Here is a 20,321-nt window from a genome sequence, read left to right as displayed (position 1 = left end):
TTGTGTTATAATGATTTCAGCTAAAAAAATATAACAGTTTCATGTTTAAAGGAGATGTAAAAACATGGCAAATATTCTTGCTATTAATGCAGGCTCATCGTCATTAAAATTTCAATTAATTGAAATGCCTAGCGAAAAAGTACTTACAATTGGTTTAGTTGAACGTATCGGTCTAAAGGATAGCGTTTTTGTAATTTCTGTAAACGGGGAAAAAATTAAAGAAGTAACTGATATTGCTGATCATGCTGTTGCAGTAAAAATGCTTCTTGAAAAGCTAATAGGTTTAGGAATTATTTCTTCATTCGATGAAATTCATGGTGTTGGACATCGTGTAGTTCACGGTGGAGAATTATTTACAGATTCTGCTTTAATTACTGAAGAAGTTGAACAACAAATTGATCAACTTTCAGATTTAGCACCACTTCATAACCCTGCTAACCTAGTTGGTATTCGTGCATTTAAAGAATTATTACCAAATATTCCTGCAGTAGCTGTTTTTGATACTGCATTCCATCAAACAATGCCTGAAGAGTCTTACTTATATAGCTTACCTTATGAGTACTATAAACAATTTGGTATTCGTAAATATGGATTCCACGGTACATCTCATAAGTATGTAACAGAAAGAGCTGCTGAATTAATTGGTAAACCTCTTGAAGAATTAAGACTTATTTCATGTCACTTAGGAAATGGTGCAAGTATTGCTGCAGTTGAAGGTGGAAAATCAATCGATACTTCAATGGGATTCACTCCACTTGCTGGTGTAACAATGGGAACTCGTTCAGGTAACTTAGACCCAGCTTTAATTCCATTTATTATGGAAAAAACAGGTAAAACAGCTGAGGAAGTACTTGATGTATTAAATAAACAAAGTGGTATGCTTGGTATCTCTGGATTCTCAAGTGACTTACGTGATATTGAGACTGCAGCTGAAGAAGGTAATAAACGAGCTATAATCGCTCAAAGTGTATTTATTGAACGTATTCACAAATATTTAGGTTCTTACGCTGCTCGTATGAAAGGCGTAGATGCAATTATTTTCACTGCTGGTATTGGTGAAAATGGTCCGGAAATTCGTCAAGCCGTTTTAGAAGGTCTTGAATTTATGGGTGTTTATTTTGACCCAAGTAAAAATAACTTTAGAGGAAAAGAAGCTTTCATTAGCTTTGATCACTCTCCAGTTAAAGTAATCGTTATTCCTACTAATGAAGAAGTTGTAATCGCAAGAGATGTAGTACGAGTTGGAATGAAATAATCTTTAAGTAAACATAAACGTAGAGCATACAAAAATAGATGAACTCATATTCTTAAAATGAGATCACTTTTTGGCTCTACGTTTTTTTATATTTGAGGTGATAGTATGGATCAAATGAAAGAGTATAATCTATGGCTTGAACTCAACGATTTGATTGAAAAGAAACAACAACAGCAGAATTTAAATAAATTTGAACTGATGTATCAAAATGCTTCTAATTTTCTCCTCCAAAAAATACCTCAGAGTTATTCGAGTACTTTTAATGAATTTTTTTCAACTGCTTTTTTCCACACTCAATCTTTAATACAAACAACAAAACAGTTTCAAGAAAAGAAATTAGATATTCTTAACCGAGCGCAAATTTTAAGAAGTGATATTAAGATAATAAGCGATTTAAGAAAGTTACCATTAAGACAATTGAATTTCTTAGCTGAGCAAGAAATATCGAAAGCATTAATTGTCTCAAGTGTTCAAGGTGGAATAAGTGGAACTAGTTCAAAACTTGCTTTATTTGGCGATTTACCAGCATTATTATTTATTAATCTTAAAACGGTACAGGAAATAGCTCTTTGTTATGGATATGATGTAAGTATTCCAAAAGAGATGGAATGTAGCTTAAAAGTATTACAAGGTGCAATCCTCCCATCAACTGAAAAATATGTTGTTTGGAGTAATTTAATGAACGATATTTTAAAGCATGAGGATTCTGACGTATTTGCAACTTGGGAAAATGAATTTAAGGGGGAAGGTTTTTATTACACAATCATATTACAAATGTGCAAGTTATTAATGATCCATTCATTACGGAATAGGGTTTTAGGTGGTATTCCTTTATTAGGCGTTACTGTAGGGGCAAAATGGAATGAATCTTTTACAAAAAACGTATTAGAATATACAAAGAAATTTTATCAATATCGTATATTATCTGAACGGGTAAATCAGGAACCAACTGATTAAATCATTATTGGAGAAGCTAACAAATTTACTGTTAGCTTTTTAGTGTGTAGAATGAGTGAAAACCGAGATTCTGTGAACCTCCATTGGGTAATTTACACTCAGCTAATCGAATACCCGTTTGGTTGTAAACGAGTATGTGGTATGCTAAAAGAAAACCAGTCAAGGAGGCAATTATGAAGCCTACATCAAGTTTTCAACTAGAACAATCCGTCGGGAAGTTACGAAAAGTGATTGACCAACTAAACAAGCAAATTAAAGAAACATCATCCGAAAAAGTTGCCAATGAAACCATCCGACTTAAAGAAGAACTAAAAACAATCGGAGACACACTTTTACAAATTCAAAAGCGCGAAAATGAATAAGTATTATAAAGGTAAAAAAAAGCTAACAAATTTATTGTTAGCTTTTTAACCATGTATTTTTGTTTCATTCGACATTTGTTGGTTACTTCTAAACCAAATCCAAAGATCGTTAATAATTGATGCTAATTCTGCAATTTCAGAATTAAATTTACAGCTCAAAGCAAAATCTGATTCATGATTTAATTGTTCTTGTTTATGATTAATCGAAAACTCTAAACGCTTAATTCGATCAGGTATTTCACCACGGATATATTCCCATTCAGTAATAATCATTAGTTGCTTATCGCGAGAGTAATCTTCCCAATCCAACTTTAGGCTTGGTAGAAAAATACCTAATCGTTCATCGTATGAAAAATAATCTTGTAACATTTTTACTCCACCTCTTGACTATATTATACATTGAAAAAAATATGTGAAACATATTGATTTTTAAATTTCTAGATTTGCGATATAAAGATTGTTTGTAAATAGCCTAAAATCTAAAAATAAAAATTATTAAAATAAAAGGAAAATAATTCATAATAATAGAAAACATACTTATCTTTTAATAAAATAATCTTACTAAATTAAAGATATATGTATAAGATAATGACATAATTTTTAAAGGATTGGCTTTATGCTTAAATAACCTATTAAAAAGGTTAATGAGAATAGATTTTACAAATACATACAATTGATTGATTTATCTAGATGATTTTCACAAATATATAAAATTATTTAGACTTGAAAGGAAGAGTTTTATGAGGCATGCTGTCATTACGGCAGGATCGAAGGGGTTAGGGAAGAAAGTAACTGAAGCATTTTTAAACGAAGGTTATTCAGTAACTGTTACATACTTTTCTGATGAACAAGCTGTCAAAGAGCGAAAAGAAGAATGGAAGGATTATTTGGACCGGGTTCTTTTTGTAAAAGGTGATATCTGCGATAAACAATTTATTAATGAGATTGTCTCTAAAACGATGGAGAAATTCGGTAGGGTTGATTGCCTTATCAATAATGCTGGTCCGTATTTATTTAATCGTAAAAAACTGGCCGACTACACCGATGAAGAGTGGGACTACTTGTTGTATGGAAATTTGCACAGCGTGTTTTATCTTTTAAAGCAAATTATTCCAATTATGAGAAAGCAGAAATATGGACGTATAATTAATTATGGATTTCAAGGTGCCAATTCAGCTTCGGGATGGATTTATCGTTCTGCATTCAGCGCAGCAAAAGTAGGGTTAGTTTCATTAACGAAAACAATAGCCTATGAGGAAGCTGAAAACGGTATAACTTCTAATATGATTTGTCCAGGAGATATTTTTGGTGATATGAAAGAAGCAAGTCAAACTGAAGCAAGTAAGGATGGAAAAGGTCTTGCACCAGTTGGAAGATCTGGTACTGGAGAGGATATAGCAAGAATGGTGCAATTTTTGTGTAAAGAAGAGTCTGATTTTATAACAGGTGATATATTCGAAATCACTGGTGGCTTAGATGTCATTAATAAATACAGACATATTCCATTATCATGAGAATTCATGGGACAATTCCAATTTTAAAGCATAATTTATAGTAAAAAAGATTCTGAATTAATATTTATTAAATGAAATTAAGCGTTTTCATTTTCTGCACATATGTTTTGTGTTAATATAAAAATGTATTATTTTTTACTAAATAGAGCTCATCCTAAGAGGGACGAATTAAATATATTTCAGGGGGAAATAACATGCGTATTGGGGTACCAAAAGAAATAAAAAACAACGAAAATCGTGTAGCAATGACACCAGCTGGAGTAATGAATTTAGTTGGACATGGACATTCAGTTTACATTGAAACAAATGCTGGAGTAGGTTCAGGATTTACAAATGAAGAATACGTAAATGCTGGCGCAACAATTGTTGAAACAGCTGTAGAGGCTTGGAATAATGAAATGGTTATGAAAGTTAAAGAACCAATTCCAAGTGAATATGGATATTTCCGTGAAGGATTAATTTTATTCACATACTTACATTTAGCTCCAGAGCCTGAATTAACTAAGGCTTTAATTGATAATAAAGTAGTAGGAATTGCATACGAAACTGTACAAGTTGGCAATACATTACCGTTATTAACTCCAATGAGTGAAGTAGCAGGACGTATGTCAGCTCAAATCGGTGCTCAATTCCTTGAGAAAAATAAAGGCGGAAAAGGTATTTTATTAGGTGGAGTACCAGGAGTACGTCGTGGAAATGTTACAATCATTGGTGGTGGTGTAGCAGGAACAAATGCTGCTAAAGTAGCTGTTGGTCTTGGTGCTCATGTAACGATGATTGACTTAAATCCAGATCGTTTACGTCAATTAGATGATATTTTTGGTCATCAAATTACGACTTTAATGTCAAACCCTTACAATATTGCTGAAGCGGTTAAAGAATCTGATCTTGTAATCGGTGCAGTATTAATTCCAGGTGCAAAAGCACCAAAACTTGTAACAAAAGAAATGATCGAATCAATGGAACCAGGTTCAGTTGTAGTTGATATTGCAATTGACCAAGGTGGTATTTTCGAAACTACAGATCGTATTACAACTCATGATTTCCCAACATATGAGAAGCATGGAGTAGTACACTATGCTGTAGCAAACATGCCTGGTGCAGTACCTCGTACTTCTACAATGGCATTAACAAATGTTACAGTACCTTATGCAGTTCAAATTGCTAACAAAGGTTATCAAAAAGCTTGCTTAGATAACTCTGCATTATTCAAAGGTATTAATACACTTGATGGATATGTAACATACGAAGCAGTAGCGGAAGCTCACGGCTTAGAATACAAAGAAGCAACTACTTTATTACAAGGTACATCTGTTTCTACAAACTAATAAAAAATAAAATCCCTTTATCGATGACGGTAAAGGGATTTTGTTTTATTCTCAATTCCAATAACATTCAATTTATATTTATAGTAAAATGATATTATAATTTCCATTTTATGTAAAAAGGAGTGAGAGTATTGGAATTTATTTTTATACTTATTTTTCTGATTGCAGGTGTTTTTGGGTTTAACTGGCTAATGGGTTATCGTAATCAAAATATTACATTAGATTTAGATGAGCGTTATTTAGATCTAAAAGAATATGCGAAGGCTGTGAAGGCTGAACTAGAAAGCCAAGGTAAAACAGTTGATTACAGAGGAAATAGACTTTTTATAATAAATGGTAAACAATATCATCTAATTGAACGGAATGTATCAATGGGTGGTGTTCCGTTACAACATACAATCCTTCAAAAGTTTTAATAAAAAACCCTTCTTCATTTAATGAAGAAAGGGTTTTTTATTAAAACTGAAACATATTATATTCTTCTTTCAAAATGCTATATTGATACATATCACGATGAGCGCCTTTAAAAAACTCATGTTTGCGCAATATACCATCTAAATGAAAGCCTAATTTTGTAAGGAAATTTTGTGAAGCGATATTAAATTCGTATACTTCACCATATATTTTTATGAGTTTTAATTCATTAAAAGCATAATTTAGTAGATAGTTTAATGCAAATGATCCAATTCCTTTATTTTGCATTGATTGATCTCCAATTACGATTCCAAAAGCGGCATGATTATTCTCTTGATCAAGATTTCCTAATTCAATTCTTCCAACACAAATACCATTGTATTCGATTGTGAACAAACGGAGATTAGGTTTAAGTCCGTCAAAATATTTTTCATAGCCTTGTACCATTTCGTCTAAAGAACGTGGTTTTTCTATTCCTACAAGCTTACCAATCTCATCATCACATTCCCATTTATGCATAATAGGGATATCTGATGGAAGTACTTGTCGGATATTTATTAATTCATCTTGACTCATATTATAGGATGATTAATTCTTTAGGGAACTTCGTTAATGTCATTGCACCAGTTTCTGTAATAACGATATCATCTTCAATACGAACTCCACCAACATTTGGCACATAGATTCCTGGTTCAATTGTATAAGACATACCAGTTTTAATAATACCAGTATTTGAATCATTTACTGATGGGTAATCGTGGATACCAATACCTAAACCGTGACCAATACGGTGAACGAAATATTCTCCATATCCAGCATCTGTGATGATTTGACGAGCAGCGCGATCAACATTTCCTAAAATCTCACCTGGTTTACTCACTTCGATTGCAGCAAGTTGACCTTTTAAAACGGTTTCATAAATTTCTCGTTGTTGTTCATTTGGTTGACCAAACATTACTGTACGAGTAATATCTGAGCAATATCCATCAACGATAAAACCTAAGTCCATAAGTACGAAATCACCTTTTTTAATTGGGTTTGTACCTGGATTTCCATGAGGTAACGCTGAGTTTGCACCAGTTAAAATTAAAGTGCTGAATGAAGTTTTAGAAATTCCTTTTTTCTTCATTTCGTATTCCATTTCAGCAATTAAATCCATTTCTGTTTTGCCTTCAGCAATACGATCAACAATAATTTGGCAAGCCGTGTCAGCCGCTTCAGCAGCAACTTGCATACGACGAATTTCTTCACTATCTTTAATTAAACGTAAGTCATGTAATTTTTCTTCAGCTGCAAGGAATTGTACTCCAGGGAAAAGTTGTACTAATCTTTCATAGCGGCCAACAAGAAGATGCTCTTTTTCGATCGCCATACGATTTACTGTAATATTACGTTTTGCTAATGATTCTTGTATCATTGCCCAAGGATCTTGACTGTCATTAAAGCCGATTACCTCATATTTCCAGCCAGCATTTTGCACATGTCCAACTTCCATTTGTGGACAGACAAGGATAGGCTCTTCATTTGGAAATACAAGACAAGCTAAAAGACGCTCATGTGGATTACAATGGAAATTAGTTAAATAAAATACGTTCTCAGTAGATGTAATAAATCCTAGTTGAATATCTTGCTCTTTTAACCAAGTTGATAGATTTTGTATACGGTGTTCCATTTGTAACATCCTTTCTTAAAAAACAAATTACTGCAATAAACAAAAAAAGTCTTTACAGTTTATAACACTCTTATTTTATCATTTTTTATCGAATTTCGTAAAATAGTTAACTTATTTCTTATTTTTGTAATAGAAAATAATCTGTTAAAATGTGGTAGAGACTAATTTTATAATAAAGGAGCGACTTCATTTGAAAATTACATATTTTGGGCACAGTGTTATTTTAGTAGAACAAGGTCAAGATTCAATTATTATTGACCCATTTATTAACGGCAATCCACATACTAATGTAAAAGTAGAAAATATTAAAGTGAATTATATTTATGTAACACATGGTCATGGCGATCATTTAGGTGACACAGTTGAACTAGCAAAACGAAATGATGCAACTGTTATTGCTCCTGTGGAATTAGCAACTTGGATCTCGTGGCAAGGTGTCAAAGTTGTCCCTATGCATATCGGGGGAGAAAAAGAGTTTTCATTTGGTAAATTAAAATTAGTAGAAGCAATCCATGGTTCAAGTATTGTTGATGAAGAAAATAAACAAATAATTAACGTAGGACCACCATCAGGCGTTTTATTAAAAATAGCTGGTAAAACAATTTATCATGCTGGTGATACTGCATTATACAGAGGTATGAAAACTTTAGGTGAGTATGAAAATATCGATATAGCATATTTACCAATTGGTAATCATTTTACAATGGGAATCGACGATGCAGTAATTGCTTCTGAATGGATTAATGCACAACAAGTAATTCCGATGCATTATAATACATTTCCACCAATCCAAGTAGACCCAAATGAGTTCCTTGCAAAATTACCAAAGAAAAATGGTTTCATTCATGAGCCAAATACAACAATTTCACTATTGTAGTATAGGCAATCGGAAAAAATATTAGTACAGTTTTAGAAGCACGTTGAAACGTGCTTTTTTTCATGGTATGAATTGTTATATAATAGTTAATAAAAATATTAATACAACCATTGAAAGCTTGGTGAGGTAATTGACTACAAAGCACGATCAAATACTAGAACATATTGAACAACTACCGGTCGGTCATAAAATATCAGTAAGACAAATTGCAAAAGATTTAAGTGTAAGTGAAGGTACTGCATATAGAGCAATTAAAGATGCGGAAAACAAAGGATTCGTTAGTACCATTGAACGTGTTGGCACGATTCGAATTGAAACGAAAAGAAAAGAAAATATTGAAAAATTAACTTTTGCCGAAGTTGTTAATATTGTTGATGGACAAGTTTTAGGTGGTAAAGAAGGATTACATAAAACACTTAATAAGTTTGTTATTGGTGCAATGCAGCTTGATGCGATGATGAGATATATTAGTGCAAATAATTTATTAATCGTCGGAAACCGAGTGAAAGCGCATGAATTAGCATTAAAAGAAGGATCAGCGGTTTTAGTAACAGGTGGATTTGATACAGATGAAAGTGTAAAACGTCTTGCGGATGAAATGAAAATGCCGATTATTTCTTCTAGTTATGATACGTTTACTGTTGCGACGTTAATTAATAGAGCAATTTATGATCAGTTAATTAAGAAAGATATAGTATTAGTTGAGGATATACTCATTCCAACTGAAAAAACAGCTACACTATCTCCTTTTGATGTAGTTGAAAAGTGGTATGAACATAATAGAGACACAGGTCATGGAAGATATCCAGTAATTGATGATCGAGGTAAGCTAATTGGAATTGTAACTTCAAAGGATATCATACATGAACAACGTACTCAAAGAATTGATAAAGTTATGACTAGACAACCAATAAGTGTAAATGAAAAGATGTCGGTTGCGGCAGCTGCTAGAATGATGGTTTGGGAAGGCATAGAGTTGCTACCAGTTGTAAATACATCGAATAACTTAATCGGTATTATAAGTCGTCAAGATGTACTTGAAGCACTACAGCAATTGCAACGTCAACCTCAAGTGGGAGAAACAATTGATGATATAGTTACGAGTCAATTTCATAATAATAAAGATCAAAAAAATGATGACTTTACAGTTAGATGTAATGTAACTCCGCAAATGACGAATGTAATTGGGACTCTTTCACATGGCGTATTTACGACGATTGTAACTGAGGCAGGTAAACGAGCAGTTCGTGATATGAAAAAAGGGGACTTAATTGTAGAAAATATTACAATTTACTTCGTACAGCCAGTTCAAATTGATGATGTAATTGAAATTAAACCAAAAGTATTAGAATTAGGTCGTAAGTTTGGAAAAGTTGATGTTGAAGTATTTCAGCAAGGAATATTAGTAGGTAAAGCATTAATGATGATGCAGTTATTAGATCGATGAAAAATGGAAGCCTTATTAGGGCTTCCATTTTTAATGACATATAAAAAAAGCAGGAAACCATTCCCTGCCTTTGAAGTTTATGAAAAAATCATCCCGTATTTTTAATTTGAAGTAGTTTATTAATTCGATTAACAAATTCATTATTTTCGTTTCTAGTATCAAAATCTTTTGCTAAGTCATATACAATTTTCTCTAATTTCTCTAAATCATAAATAAATTCATCTTCATTTATTTTCAATTGTTTCGCCATAAATAATGCTGCTACCCAAAACTCGAATTTATGTGATAGATTCGAAAGATTGTCACATAAATCAACATGTTTATAAAACAATTCAATTGCTCTGTCAGGATCACAAAAAGTTAAAAAAATCATTTGCTCACTTAGTTCAGGAATGTATTTTGTGCGATTATATGTTACAAAATAAGCTTTTTGTTGAATGAATAATGCTTCATCTATTTTGCCTTCTTCTAGTAAAGGAAGAAGTAATTTTGAATAGGATTTGTGAATCGCTTCGTCACAATCAACTGAGCTATTCATTATTTTATTTTGTAAATTTAAAGCTTCATGAAGATGATCAGTTTTTAGTAAATAAATCATTTCACTATACATTTCACATTTTTCACAATTACTTAAATGATCCCTTGGAGATTTTTTAAATAGTTGATAGTTTTGTTTTGCGTAATCAATTTGATCTAAATATAAGTTCATTATAAATAGAGCTTGAAAATAAGGTCTTAAAGAATAGTTAGCAATCACTAAACGATTCTTAAAATCCTCGAAATAATGGTGAATTTCTTCTAAAGAGAATCTGAGGGACTGAGGTATTATTTCTAATAACCATTTGTACAGCCATAGGATTTGCTCTTGCTCGATACGTTCTTCGTTTTGATCATATAAATCTACACACCACAAAAAGGTATCAATAAATAAGTCTATTTCACCAATAGAAAAAGCAGTTTCTGCTAATTCCATATTTACATAATATAGATATCCCCATTCCTCTTGATTCTCTAATTCTTCTGCAAAAGTAAGTAGTTTTTGAAGTTTAATACTAGAATGTGATAATTCTACTAGTTCATCAAATTTTGATGAAAATAGTTCTTCTGTCATCATGTAAGTTTTCTCACTTTCTAGATTACTATAAGATTAAACAGTTTGTTTATTTTCAATTGCTTTATAATGCTTATTCTGTAAGTATCCACGAGATAGATTTGCCACACCAAATAGAATGAAAATAATTCCGACACAAATTGTTATTAATTCAAGCTTTGCTACAATTTGATTTATACCGTAAAGCAATAAGAATAATCCAAAAGTTAATCTTGCACGTGATCCTGCAATTTTTTTTGTTAATAGTTCGCTTGTAAAGAAAAATTTGGTAACGTAAAATAAGAAGAATAGAAAAGATATAATTACGATTGTTGCAATGCTATTCACTTAGCTTCCACCTTTCAATGACTAATACATAATTCTATTTTACAGTCATAGAAACTATATTTCAAAAGTTTTCATATAAAGGAGAGTTTAATGTTGAAAGAACAAATTTTAAAAGATATACATTCATTTGATACGATAATAATTCATCGTCATGTTCGACCAGATCCAGATGCAATCGGTTCACAGTGCGGTTTAGCAGAGATGATTAAAGCAAGTTATCCTGCAAAAAAAGTATATGTAGTAGGCCATTTGCCACAATCTCTAGAGTATTTATATCAAATGGATGAAATTGAAGATGAAGTATATAAGGATGCACTTGTCATTGTTTGTGACACTGCAAATACTGAACGAGTAGATGACGCTAGATATTCAACTGGAAAGAAACTGATTAAAATTGACCATCATCCGAACGTAGATCCATACGGTGACATTATGCATGTTGATACTACTGCTAGTTCAACAAGTGAGTTAATTTTTGAACTTGCAGAAAGTAGTAATGAACAATTAGTCGTAACTGACAAAGCTGCAAGACTAATTTATGCTGGTATTATTGGTGATACAGGAAGATTCCTATTTCCAAGTACAACAGAGAGAACTTTTCATGCAGCTAGTAATTTGATAAAAAAGGATTTTTCTATTAATGAAATATATGACAATATGTACGAAACATCAATTGAGATGGCTCATTTAAATGGATATGTTCTTCAAAATTTTAAACTAACGGAAGAGGGAGTCGGTCATATAAACATGACAAAGGCTCTAATGGATGAATACAATGTAAACTCTGAACAAGCTTCATTAGCTGTAAGTTCACTTGGACATATAAAAGGGGTAAAAGCTTGGGTTATCTTTTTAGAAGAAGAGGATTTAATTCGAGTTCGTCTTCGTTCAAAAGGACCAGTTATAAATGGAGTAGCTGCTATGTTTAACGGCGGTGGACATCCGCTTGCATCTGGAGCGAAAATCTTCTTATGGGAAGATGCAGAAAAAGTAGTGGAAGAATTAAAAAAGGTTTGTAGGGAAGCAAAATAAGGTTTAAAAAATAAATTTGAGAGGCTAATCGTAAATTCTAGCCTCTCATTTATTTTGTGCTTTTTATTTTTAGTGTAATTTCCAATACGGTATCAAAGTAGATTGTATCTATTTCAAGTTTAAATCGCCGATCATCTTTAATATAAACTTTGTTTTCGATTGCACGTCTTAATAACTCTCGATTTTGAGAAACGCTTTTTATATCTTGAGTAAGTAAATTACTTAGGTCATCCTTTACATCATTAACAAGTTGAAGATTAGTAAATTCATTTAAATTGTATTGTTTGTAATTTAATATAGTCACTTTGATTTCTTGAACTGTTAATTTTCTTTTGTTTTCTTTGTTCATTCGCTCCATATTTTCAAAAAATATATTTTTATCTCTTAAATACGCTTTATTGAGCATTTTTAATTCAGATATTTGTTTTACTTGCTCTTCTTCTGTCACTCCATAAAAATAAATAAAAACAAGCCAACTAATGATAAATCCAAAAAAAATGCCTACAAAAAATTTTGCCCAAGCGTGGGAAAGTTGTTCTGGTGGAGCTTTCATTAAACATGTTCTCCTGTAAACCATTGGATAATGATTGTACCTGTATGTGTTCCTCCCATGGCGGCTATAATCATGAAAATTTGTTTAATGAATTCGATTGTTTCTCCTTCAAATAATCCTTTTTCAAAACTATAAAATGTATCAAATGTTCCGCCAATCGCCCCAACAATTGCCCAAATTCTTAATTTCATTGATAAATCATACATGCTGCTTAGTGGTGGTTGCCCAATTACGTAGTAACCGATTGAACCAATGATCGATCCGCCTATTATGATTCCAAGTGAAATAAAATACATTGAAATTAATGCTGGTATAAATGGCAACTTAAGCTCCAATTGTCCTCACTCCCTCAATAATTAATATATATGGACAAAGTGTTATGTGTATGATGGAGTATTAAAGTAAGTTGAAAATAAATGATTTGTTTTAAATTTCTCCGAACGAAAATAGAATGTAAGTTCGTATTTTGTGATAGAATAGATTATATTGAAAAGATGGTAAGGAGGAATGTAGATGAGTTTTGTTCATTTGCAAGTTCAAAGTTCTTATAGTTTATTGCAAAGCGCATGTAAAATAGATGAATTAATTAATGCTGCTGTTAGAGAAGGACATCCTGCGCTTGCTATTGCAGATGAAAATGTCATGTACGGGGTAATTCCTTTTTATCATGCGTGTAAAAAAGCAGGGATTAAGCCAATTGTTGGGGTGAAACTCTCAATCTTAATGGATGAACAGAAATCTTATCCGATGATTTTACTAGCGAAAGATTTGACTGGTTATCAAAACCTTTTAAAACTTACAAGTATTATAGGGACAAAATCACCAGAAGGAATTCCTAAAAAGTGGTTATCGGCATATAGTAGTGGCGTGATTGCAATTACGCCAGGAATCGAAGGAGAAATTGAAAACTTACTATTAAATGGAGAAATCGAAAGAGCTATTGTTCATTTAAAAGAGTATCAATCAATCTTCGAACACTTTTTTGTCAGTATTCAAGATCACAGTTTACCAGAAGATCGTTCGCTATATCCATTAATTAAACAAGTACAAAAAGAAACAAACATCGGCTTAGTTGTTACAAATGACATTCGATATATTGAAAAAGAGGATGCACTTATTCAAGATGCATTATTTTCTGTTAAAAATGGTACTAAGTTATCGGACGAATCAAGACCAAGATTACATTCGAACGAATATTATTATAAATCAAAAGCCGAGTTATTGAAGCTATTTTCTGATGAAGAAGAAGCATTTCAAAACACTATACATATTTCAGAAATATGTAATGTAACGATTCCTTTTCATCAGCCGTTATTGCCTAAGTATCCAGTACCTGATGAATATTCAACATTGGAATATTTAAAAATGGTTTGCGAAAATGGCATAATTGAGCGGTACGGGGAAATAAATGATGAACTTAAACAAAGATTAGAATTTGAGTTAAATACAATCAGTAAGATGGGATTTAATGATTACTTCCTTATTGTTTGGGACTTCATTAAATATGCACATGAACAAGGAATATTTGTTGGACCAGGACGTGGTTCCGCTGCGGGATCATTAGTAGCTTATGTATTAAAAATTACGAATGTAGACCCAATACATTATAATTTACTATTTGAACGGTTTTTAAATGAAGAAAGAATTACTATGCCAGATATTGATATTGACTTTCCAGATCATCGACGCGATGAAATGATTGATTATGTAGCTTCAAAATATGGTGATGTGCATGTTGCACAAATTATTACATTCGGAACATTAGGAGCAAAAGCAGCTATTCGGGATATTGCCAGGGTAATGGGGCTTGCACCAACTGAAATAGATCGGTACTCGAAGCTAATTCCATCATCACTAGGAAATTCATTAAAAGATGTCTATGAGCAATCAAAAGCATTTAAAAGTCATGTTGAACATTCTGGTATTCATAAACGGATATTTGAGGTAGCTTGCCAAGTTGAAGGATTACCTCGTCATACAAGCATCCATGCAGCAGGTGTTATTATTTCTGAACTTCCGTTAACAAATGTTGTTCCGTTACAAGAGGGGAATCATGGAGTGTTTTTAACACAATATCCTGCAGAAATTCTTGAAGAGCTTGGGTTAGTAAAGATGGACTTCCTTGGCCTACGTAACTTAAGTTTATTGGAAGAGGTCTGTCGATTAATTTATGAAGCAAAAGGCGAAGTAATTAATTTGGAAGAAATTCCATTACAAGATCTAAAAACATTTGAAATTCTTAGTAAAGGAGATACTTCAGGTGTATTTCAGCTAGAATCATCAGGGATGAGACGAGTGCTACAGCAATTACAGCCTAATCAGTTTGAAGATATAGTGGCTGTAAACGCATTATATCGTCCAGGTCCAATGGAGCAAATCCCTAGATTTATTCAATATAAGCATGGATTGGAGAAGGTTACGTATCCTCATCCAGTTTTAGAAAAAATATTAAAACCAACATATGGTGTAATTATATATCAAGAGCAAATCATGCAAATTGCTTCAACTCTTTCAGGGTTTACTTTAAGTGAAGCAGATTTACTTCGAAGAGCTGTAAGTAAAAAGAAGAAGGAAGTTTTAGACGAAGAAAGAATTCATTTTGTAGAAGGTGCAATAGCTAAAGGTTATGATGAGCAAGTTGCAAATGAAGTATACGATTTAATTGTCCAATTTGCTAACTATGGATTTAATAGGAGTCATGCTGTTGCGTATAGTATGATTGCGTATCAACTAGCATACTTAAAGGCAAATTTTCCTCTTGAATTTTATGCAGCACTTTTATCGAGTTTTATAGGAAGTGAAGAAAAAGTATCGAATTATATTGGTGAAGCAAAATTGAAAGGGATCCCAATCTATCCGCCTTCAATAAATAAAAGTCAATATGCATTTGTAGTTGAAGGAAATGGAATTCGATATAGTTTATTAGCTATTAAAAATATAGGAATGGCAACTGTAAGAGAAATTCTACAAAAGCGGCCATATAAAGACTTTTTTGAAGTGTGTATTAAAATTTCACCAAAAGCATTAAACCGTAAAAGTATAGAAAATTTAATTTTTTCAGGATGCTTTGATGAGTTTGAGCTCGACCGTGCAACACTATTAGCAAATATTGATATGATTTTTGATTACGTGGATATAGTAAGACCTGAAAATGAAGATCAATATGATTTATTTCTTGATGAAGATTTTGTGCCTAAACCAGAAATTATTAAAGTGGAGCCAATGAAAATTTCAATTAAGCTTGAACTCGAAAAACAGGCTTTAGGTACTTATTTATCGGGTCATCCAATTAGTCAATACGAGAAGTTGCTTAATGAAAGTGATGCCGAGAATATTTCATCAATTATGATGAAGAAAGATACAGAGCATCTATTGTTTGTCTATATTAAGGATTTAAGGGTTACAAAAACAAAAAAACAACAGCATATGGCATTTTTACAAGTTGAAGATTTAAGTACTTCGATCGATGCTGTCGTATTTCCATCTACTTTTGAAAAATACCGTCATAAACTAAAAGAAAAAGAAGTAGTCGTAGTTAAAGCAAAAGTTGATGAACGGGATGAAAGAAAACAATTAATTATAAATGAAGTTCTTACAATCGAAGAAATGGAAGAACTAAACGATCAAAAGAAGTATACTTTATTTATTAAAATTACGGGACATACTAATAAAAATATTTCCTACACAATACAGCAAACAATCTCTAAGTTTAAAGGGCATGCGAAAGTTGTGCTTTACTATGAGGAAGATAAAAAAGCTGTTCAATTATCTGAACACTATTATGTGAATCCTTCTGTGAATTGTCTTTCGATGTTAAGAAATATTGTAGGAGATGCAAATGTTGTATTAAAGAAATAGACATTCTTCTCTAAACTATTTATTATTAACATACATGTGATATCATACAAAAAGAAAATTTTACCTTTTAAAGAGAAAATCACTAAGAAATATACAGTTGAAAAGTCAACTCGTCAACATTAGGGAGAGTGAATAGTTTGTCATTATTAAGTGAAGAAGCATTACATATGCATAGAGTACATCAAGGTAAATTAGAAACAGTTTCTAAGGTGCCAGTTACAAATGCTAAAGAACTAAGTTTAGCATACTCACCAGGTGTTGCCGAGCCGTGTAAAGAAATTTACGAAGAAAAAAGCAGAGTATATGAATACACAATGAAAGGTAATATGGTTGGTGTAGTTTCGGATGGATCTGCCGTTCTTGGACTAGGTAATATTGGACCAGAGGCTGCATTACCTGTAATGGAAGGTAAAGCTGCGCTATTTAAAAGCTTTGCTGGTGTTGATGCATTTCCTATCTGCTTAAATACGCAAGATGTAGAGCTAATCATTCAAACAGTAAAATTGTTAGAACCTACATTTGGTGGAATAAATTTAGAGGATATTGCAGCTCCAAACTGCTTTATAATAGAAGAGCGATTAAAGCGTGAAACGAATATTCCAATATTCCATGATGATCAACATGGAACGGCTATCGTTACACTTGCAGGTTTAGTAAATGCTTTAAAAATAGTGAATAAAGATATGGCTGATATTAAAGTAGTCCTAAATGGTGCAGGGGCTGCAGGTATTGCAATATTAAAATTATTATATCGTTTTGGTGTTCGCCAAATTATTATGTGTGATACTAAAGGCGCGATTTACGAAGGTCGTCCAAATGGTATGAATAGCGTAAAAAATGAAGTTGCAAAATACACAAATAAAGATAAATTACAAGGTAGCCTTAAAGATGTACTTGAAGGGGCAGACGTATTTATTGGGGTATCTGTAAAAGGAGCAGTAACACAAGAAATGGTTCGTTCAATGAACGAAAATCCTATTATTTTTGCAATGGCTAATCCAGATCCAGAAATTATGCCTGAAGATGCAAAAGAAGCTGGAGCTCTAGTAATTGGTACTGGTCGAAGTGATTATCCTAACCAAGTAAATAACGTTCTTGCATTCCCAGGAATTTTCCGTGGAGCATTAGATGTTCGTGCTACACATATTAATGAAGAGATGAAAATTGCTGCAGTAAATGCAATTGCAAGCTTAGTAAGTGAAGCAGATTTATCACCAGATTTTATTATTCCAGCACCATTTGATCCTCGAGTAGCTCCAAAAGTAGCTGCTAGTGTGGCAAAAGCTGCAATGGAAACAGGGGTTGCGAGGCTGAATGTTGACCCGAAAGAAATCGAAGAAAAAACAAAAAAACTAGCTTTAATTAAATAGTTTTATTACCAGATATCAATATTAATGGGGATAGTATTACAATACTAAAATTAAGTAATGTAGTACTATCCTTTTTTATCTGATATAATACTTAGATGTGGTAAAAAGCGCAGAGATTGTTGGAAATTAAAGGGATTTCATAAAAATGCATAAATTAATTTTTAAAGATTTTCTACAAATTTCAAGTTGTTTAAATCGTTGAAATGACGAAATTTAGCTGAATTTTATCGACAAATGTTAACAAAAAGTGTATAACATTTATAGTATCCTATTAGTATTTAGTACTAAAAAAGTTAGGAGGAATTAGGTTGCAAATAAAAGACTTATTTTCCAAAAAGAAAAAATATGCATCTATACCTTCAGAAGTAATAAGACAAGATTTACCTGACGGTGTTATGACAAAATGTCCTAAATGTAAAAAAATTAGTATTACAAAAGAATTAATAAAAAACTTAAAAGTTTGTAATAGTTGTGGATATCACCATCAAATGACAGCATTCGAAAGAATCGAAAGCTTAATTGATGAAGATACTTTTGAAGAGTTTGATCAAAATATGATTTCTGCAAATCCTTTACACTTCCCAGATTACATAGAGAAGCTTGAAGGTGATCGTAAAAAAACAGAGCTTAATGAGGCTATTGTTACAGGAAAAGGAAGAATCGACGGAATTCCTGTTGTAATTGCAGTTATGGATGCTAGATTCCGAATGGGAAGCATGGGATCTGTTGTCGGAGAGAAAATAACTCGTGCAGTTGAGCGTGCTTCATCTGACGGTTCACCATTTATTATTTTTACTGCATCTGGCGGAGCTCGTATGCAGGAAGGTATTTTAAGTTTAATGCAAATGGCAAAAACTAGTGCTGCGCTTAAAAAGCATAGTGAACTAGGTTATTTAGCAATTTCAATAATGACAAATCCAACTACAGGTGGAGTATCTGCTAGTTTTGCGTCTTTAGGTGATTTTAACTTTGCTGAGCCTGGTGCTTTAATCGGTTTTGCTGGTAGACGTATTATCGAGCAAACGATCCGTGAAGAATTACCTGAAGACTTCCAAACTGCTGAATTCCTATTGAATCATGGTCAGCTTGATGCAGTCATTTCACGATTAGAATTACGTTCAAAATTATTTGCAATCCTTAACTTACATCAAGGGGGTGTCTTGCAATAGTGGTTATGTTAGAATTCGAAAAACCGATTCATGAACTAAAGACGAAAATAGACGAACTAAAGGTTTATACAAGTCAACATGATGTTGATTTTTCTGAAGAAATCAGACGTTTAGAAGAACGTTTAAAAACCTTAGAAAATGAAATATACGGTAACATGGGAGTTTGGGATCGTGTACAAGTTGCTAGACATCCAGAACGACCAACTACTTTAGATTATGTTAATAGATTATTTACAGATTTCTTTGAGTGTCATGGTGATCGATTATTCGGAGACGATGCTGCAATCGTATCAGGTATCGCATCTTATCGTGGATTACCGGTTACTGTCGTTGGACATCAACGTGGTAAAGATACAAAAGAGAATATTAGACGTAATTTCGGTATGCCACATCCTGAAGGGTACCGAAAAGCACTTCGTTTAATGAAGCAAGCAGAGAAATTTAACAGACCGATTATTGCGTTTATCGATACAAAAGGTGCATATCCTGGTAAGGCAGCTGAAGAGCGTGGACAAAGCGAAGCAATTGCCCGTAATATTTTTGAAATGGCAGGCTTAAAAGTACCTACTATTTGTATTGTAATTGGCGAAGGTGGTAGTGGTGGAGCGTTAGCATTAGGAATTGGTAATAAGTTACTAATGTTAGAAAACTCAACTTACTCTGTTATTTCACCAGAAGGTGCAGCAGCATTATTATGGAAAGATTCTTCACAAGCACGTAGAGCAGCTGAAACAATGAAAATTACAGCTCCGGACTTATTAGAATTAGGTGTAGTTGACCAAATTATACCTGAAGTAAAAGGTGGAGCACAAAATGATGTTGAACAACAGGCTAAATATATCGATAAGTACTTATACGAAACATTAAAGTCACTGATATCTATGGATAAAGAAGAGCTAGTTCAGCAACGATATGAAAAACACGCAAAGTTAGGAAAAATTTCTTTTAGCCAATAATATTTAGTTTAACTTCTAGAGTGTGTGAAACAATATGTTAGCATGCTCTTTTTGTATTTTTTTTTAAAAATTAGTGAAAAATAGCAATATGCATAAAGCCTGTCGTCATACTTTTTAAA

The 20,321-nt window shown here is 32.5% G+C and carries 20 protein-coding genes; 13 read left to right on the top strand and 7 right to left on the bottom strand.

Annotation, left to right across the window (positions count from 1 at the left end):
• Positions 1–64: 64 nt before the first annotated feature.
• The 3 genes from ACFVR2_RS21095 to ACFVR2_RS21085 all read left to right on the top strand — a co-directional run bounded on the left by ACFVR2_RS21095 (position 65) and on the right by ACFVR2_RS21085 (position 2,574).
• Positions 65–1,255 (top strand): acetate kinase, encoded by a 1,191-nt coding sequence (locus ACFVR2_RS21095; protein WP_387366338.1) that lies wholly within the window; start codon positions 65–67, stop codon positions 1,253–1,255.
• A gap of 105 nt (positions 1,256–1,360) precedes the next feature.
• On the top strand, positions 1,361–2,212 hold the full coding sequence (locus tag ACFVR2_RS21090; RefSeq protein WP_335410959.1) for an EcsC family protein: 852 nt from the start codon (positions 1,361–1,363) through the stop codon (positions 2,210–2,212).
• Positions 2,213–2,385: 173 nt separating this feature from the next.
• Positions 2,386–2,574, top strand: a complete 189-nt coding sequence (locus tag ACFVR2_RS21085; protein ID WP_387366334.1) for a hypothetical protein — start codon at positions 2,386–2,388, stop codon at positions 2,572–2,574.
• Positions 2,575–2,619: 45 nt separating this feature from the next.
• Here the strand turns inward: ACFVR2_RS21085 and ACFVR2_RS21080 are convergent, their stop codons facing one another.
• On the bottom strand, positions 2,620–2,943 hold the full coding sequence (locus ACFVR2_RS21080) for a hypothetical protein (RefSeq protein ID WP_387366331.1): 324 nt from the start codon (positions 2,941–2,943) through the stop codon (positions 2,620–2,622).
• A gap of 371 nt (positions 2,944–3,314) precedes the next feature.
• Here ACFVR2_RS21080 and ACFVR2_RS21075 point away from each other — a divergent pair, with 371 nt between their 5' ends.
• From ACFVR2_RS21075 to ACFVR2_RS21065, 3 genes are all read left to right on the top strand, one after another.
• On the top strand, positions 3,315–4,088 hold the full coding sequence (locus tag ACFVR2_RS21075) for an SDR family oxidoreductase (protein WP_387366328.1): 774 nt from the start codon (positions 3,315–3,317) through the stop codon (positions 4,086–4,088).
• A gap of 194 nt (positions 4,089–4,282) precedes the next feature.
• On the top strand, positions 4,283–5,416 hold the full coding sequence (gene ald, locus ACFVR2_RS21070) for an alanine dehydrogenase (RefSeq protein WP_387366325.1): 1,134 nt from the start codon (positions 4,283–4,285) through the stop codon (positions 5,414–5,416).
• A gap of 131 nt (positions 5,417–5,547) precedes the next feature.
• Positions 5,548–5,832, top strand: a complete 285-nt coding sequence (locus tag ACFVR2_RS21065; RefSeq protein ID WP_387366322.1) for a hypothetical protein — start codon at positions 5,548–5,550, stop codon at positions 5,830–5,832.
• Between the two features lie 40 nt (positions 5,833–5,872).
• Here ACFVR2_RS21065 and ACFVR2_RS21060 read toward each other — a convergent pair whose 3' ends face one another.
• Together ACFVR2_RS21060 and ACFVR2_RS21055 are read right to left on the bottom strand one after the other, a co-directional pair.
• Positions 5,873–6,406: a GNAT family N-acetyltransferase gene (locus ACFVR2_RS21060; RefSeq protein ID WP_387366319.1), complete on the bottom strand. Its 534-nt coding sequence runs from the start codon at positions 6,404–6,406 to the stop codon at positions 5,873–5,875.
• Position 6,407: 1 nt separating this feature from the next.
• Positions 6,408–7,502, bottom strand: a complete 1,095-nt coding sequence (locus ACFVR2_RS21055; RefSeq protein ID WP_387366316.1) for a M24 family metallopeptidase — start codon at positions 7,500–7,502, stop codon at positions 6,408–6,410.
• 190 nt (positions 7,503–7,692) lie between these two features.
• Here ACFVR2_RS21055 and ACFVR2_RS21050 point away from each other — a divergent pair, with 190 nt between their 5' ends.
• Positions 7,693–8,379 carry a metal-dependent hydrolase gene (locus ACFVR2_RS21050; RefSeq protein ID WP_056472210.1) on the top strand — a complete coding sequence of 229 codons (687 nt, stop codon included), beginning with the start codon at positions 7,693–7,695 and terminating at the stop codon, positions 8,377–8,379.
• Between the two features lie 130 nt (positions 8,380–8,509).
• Positions 8,510–9,826 (top strand): DRTGG domain-containing protein, encoded by a 1,317-nt coding sequence (locus tag ACFVR2_RS21045; RefSeq protein ID WP_387366312.1) that lies wholly within the window; start codon positions 8,510–8,512, stop codon positions 9,824–9,826.
• 88 nt (positions 9,827–9,914) lie between these two features.
• Here the strand turns inward: ACFVR2_RS21045 and ACFVR2_RS21040 are convergent, their stop codons facing one another.
• On the bottom strand, positions 9,915–10,940 hold the full coding sequence (locus ACFVR2_RS21040) for a hypothetical protein (RefSeq protein ID WP_387366309.1): 1,026 nt from the start codon (positions 10,938–10,940) through the stop codon (positions 9,915–9,917).
• 33 nt (positions 10,941–10,973) lie between these two features.
• Positions 10,974–11,264, bottom strand: a complete 291-nt coding sequence (locus ACFVR2_RS21035; protein WP_387366306.1) for a YtpI family protein — start codon at positions 11,262–11,264, stop codon at positions 10,974–10,976.
• A 93-nt stretch (positions 11,265–11,357) separates the two neighbouring features.
• Here ACFVR2_RS21035 and ACFVR2_RS21030 point away from each other — a divergent pair, with 93 nt between their 5' ends.
• On the top strand, positions 11,358–12,296 hold the full coding sequence (locus ACFVR2_RS21030) for a DHH family phosphoesterase (protein ID WP_387366862.1): 939 nt from the start codon (positions 11,358–11,360) through the stop codon (positions 12,294–12,296).
• A 49-nt stretch (positions 12,297–12,345) separates the two neighbouring features.
• On the opposite strand, the gene ytrI is transcribed toward ACFVR2_RS21030, so the two are convergent.
• Both ytrI and ytrH read right to left on the bottom strand, forming a co-directional pair.
• The gene (gene ytrI, locus ACFVR2_RS21025) at positions 12,346–12,849 is read right to left on the bottom strand and encodes a sporulation membrane protein YtrI (RefSeq protein WP_387366303.1); all 504 of its coding nucleotides are present in this window, start codon (positions 12,847–12,849) and stop codon (positions 12,346–12,348) included.
• Positions 12,849–13,184: a sporulation membrane protein YtrH gene (gene ytrH, locus ACFVR2_RS21020; protein WP_056472224.1), complete on the bottom strand. Its 336-nt coding sequence runs from the start codon at positions 13,182–13,184 to the stop codon at positions 12,849–12,851. Before ytrH ends, ytrI begins: the two co-directional genes overlap by 1 nt.
• Positions 13,185–13,362: 178 nt before the next feature.
• Here ytrH and dnaE point away from each other — a divergent pair, with 178 nt between their 5' ends.
• The 4 genes from dnaE (at position 13,363) to accA (ending at position 20,202) form a co-directional block, all read left to right on the top strand.
• Positions 13,363–16,707 carry a DNA polymerase III subunit alpha gene (gene dnaE / locus ACFVR2_RS21015; RefSeq protein ID WP_387366300.1) on the top strand — a complete coding sequence of 1,115 codons (3,345 nt, stop codon included), beginning with the start codon at positions 13,363–13,365 and terminating at the stop codon, positions 16,705–16,707.
• A 137-nt stretch (positions 16,708–16,844) separates the two neighbouring features.
• Positions 16,845–18,077: an NADP-dependent malic enzyme gene (ystJ, locus tag ACFVR2_RS21010; RefSeq protein WP_387366297.1), complete on the top strand. Its 1,233-nt coding sequence runs from the start codon at positions 16,845–16,847 to the stop codon at positions 18,075–18,077.
• A gap of 314 nt (positions 18,078–18,391) precedes the next feature.
• Positions 18,392–19,246, top strand: a complete 855-nt coding sequence (gene accD / locus ACFVR2_RS21005; RefSeq protein ID WP_387366858.1) for an acetyl-CoA carboxylase, carboxyltransferase subunit beta — start codon at positions 18,392–18,394, stop codon at positions 19,244–19,246.
• Positions 19,247–19,251: 5 nt separating this feature from the next.
• Complete coding sequence (gene accA / locus ACFVR2_RS21000) at positions 19,252–20,202, top strand: acetyl-CoA carboxylase carboxyl transferase subunit alpha (RefSeq protein WP_387366855.1); 951 nt, start codon at positions 19,252–19,254, stop codon at positions 20,200–20,202.
• The last annotated feature ends 119 nt before the right edge of the window (positions 20,203–20,321 follow it).

Source organism: Gottfriedia sp. NPDC057991 (assembly GCF_042886615.1).
GTDB lineage: Bacteria > Bacillota > Bacilli > Bacillales > Bacillaceae_G > Gottfriedia.
Note: the sequence above shows the minus strand (reverse complement) of the source record. Positions and strands in the feature narration are given on the sequence as shown.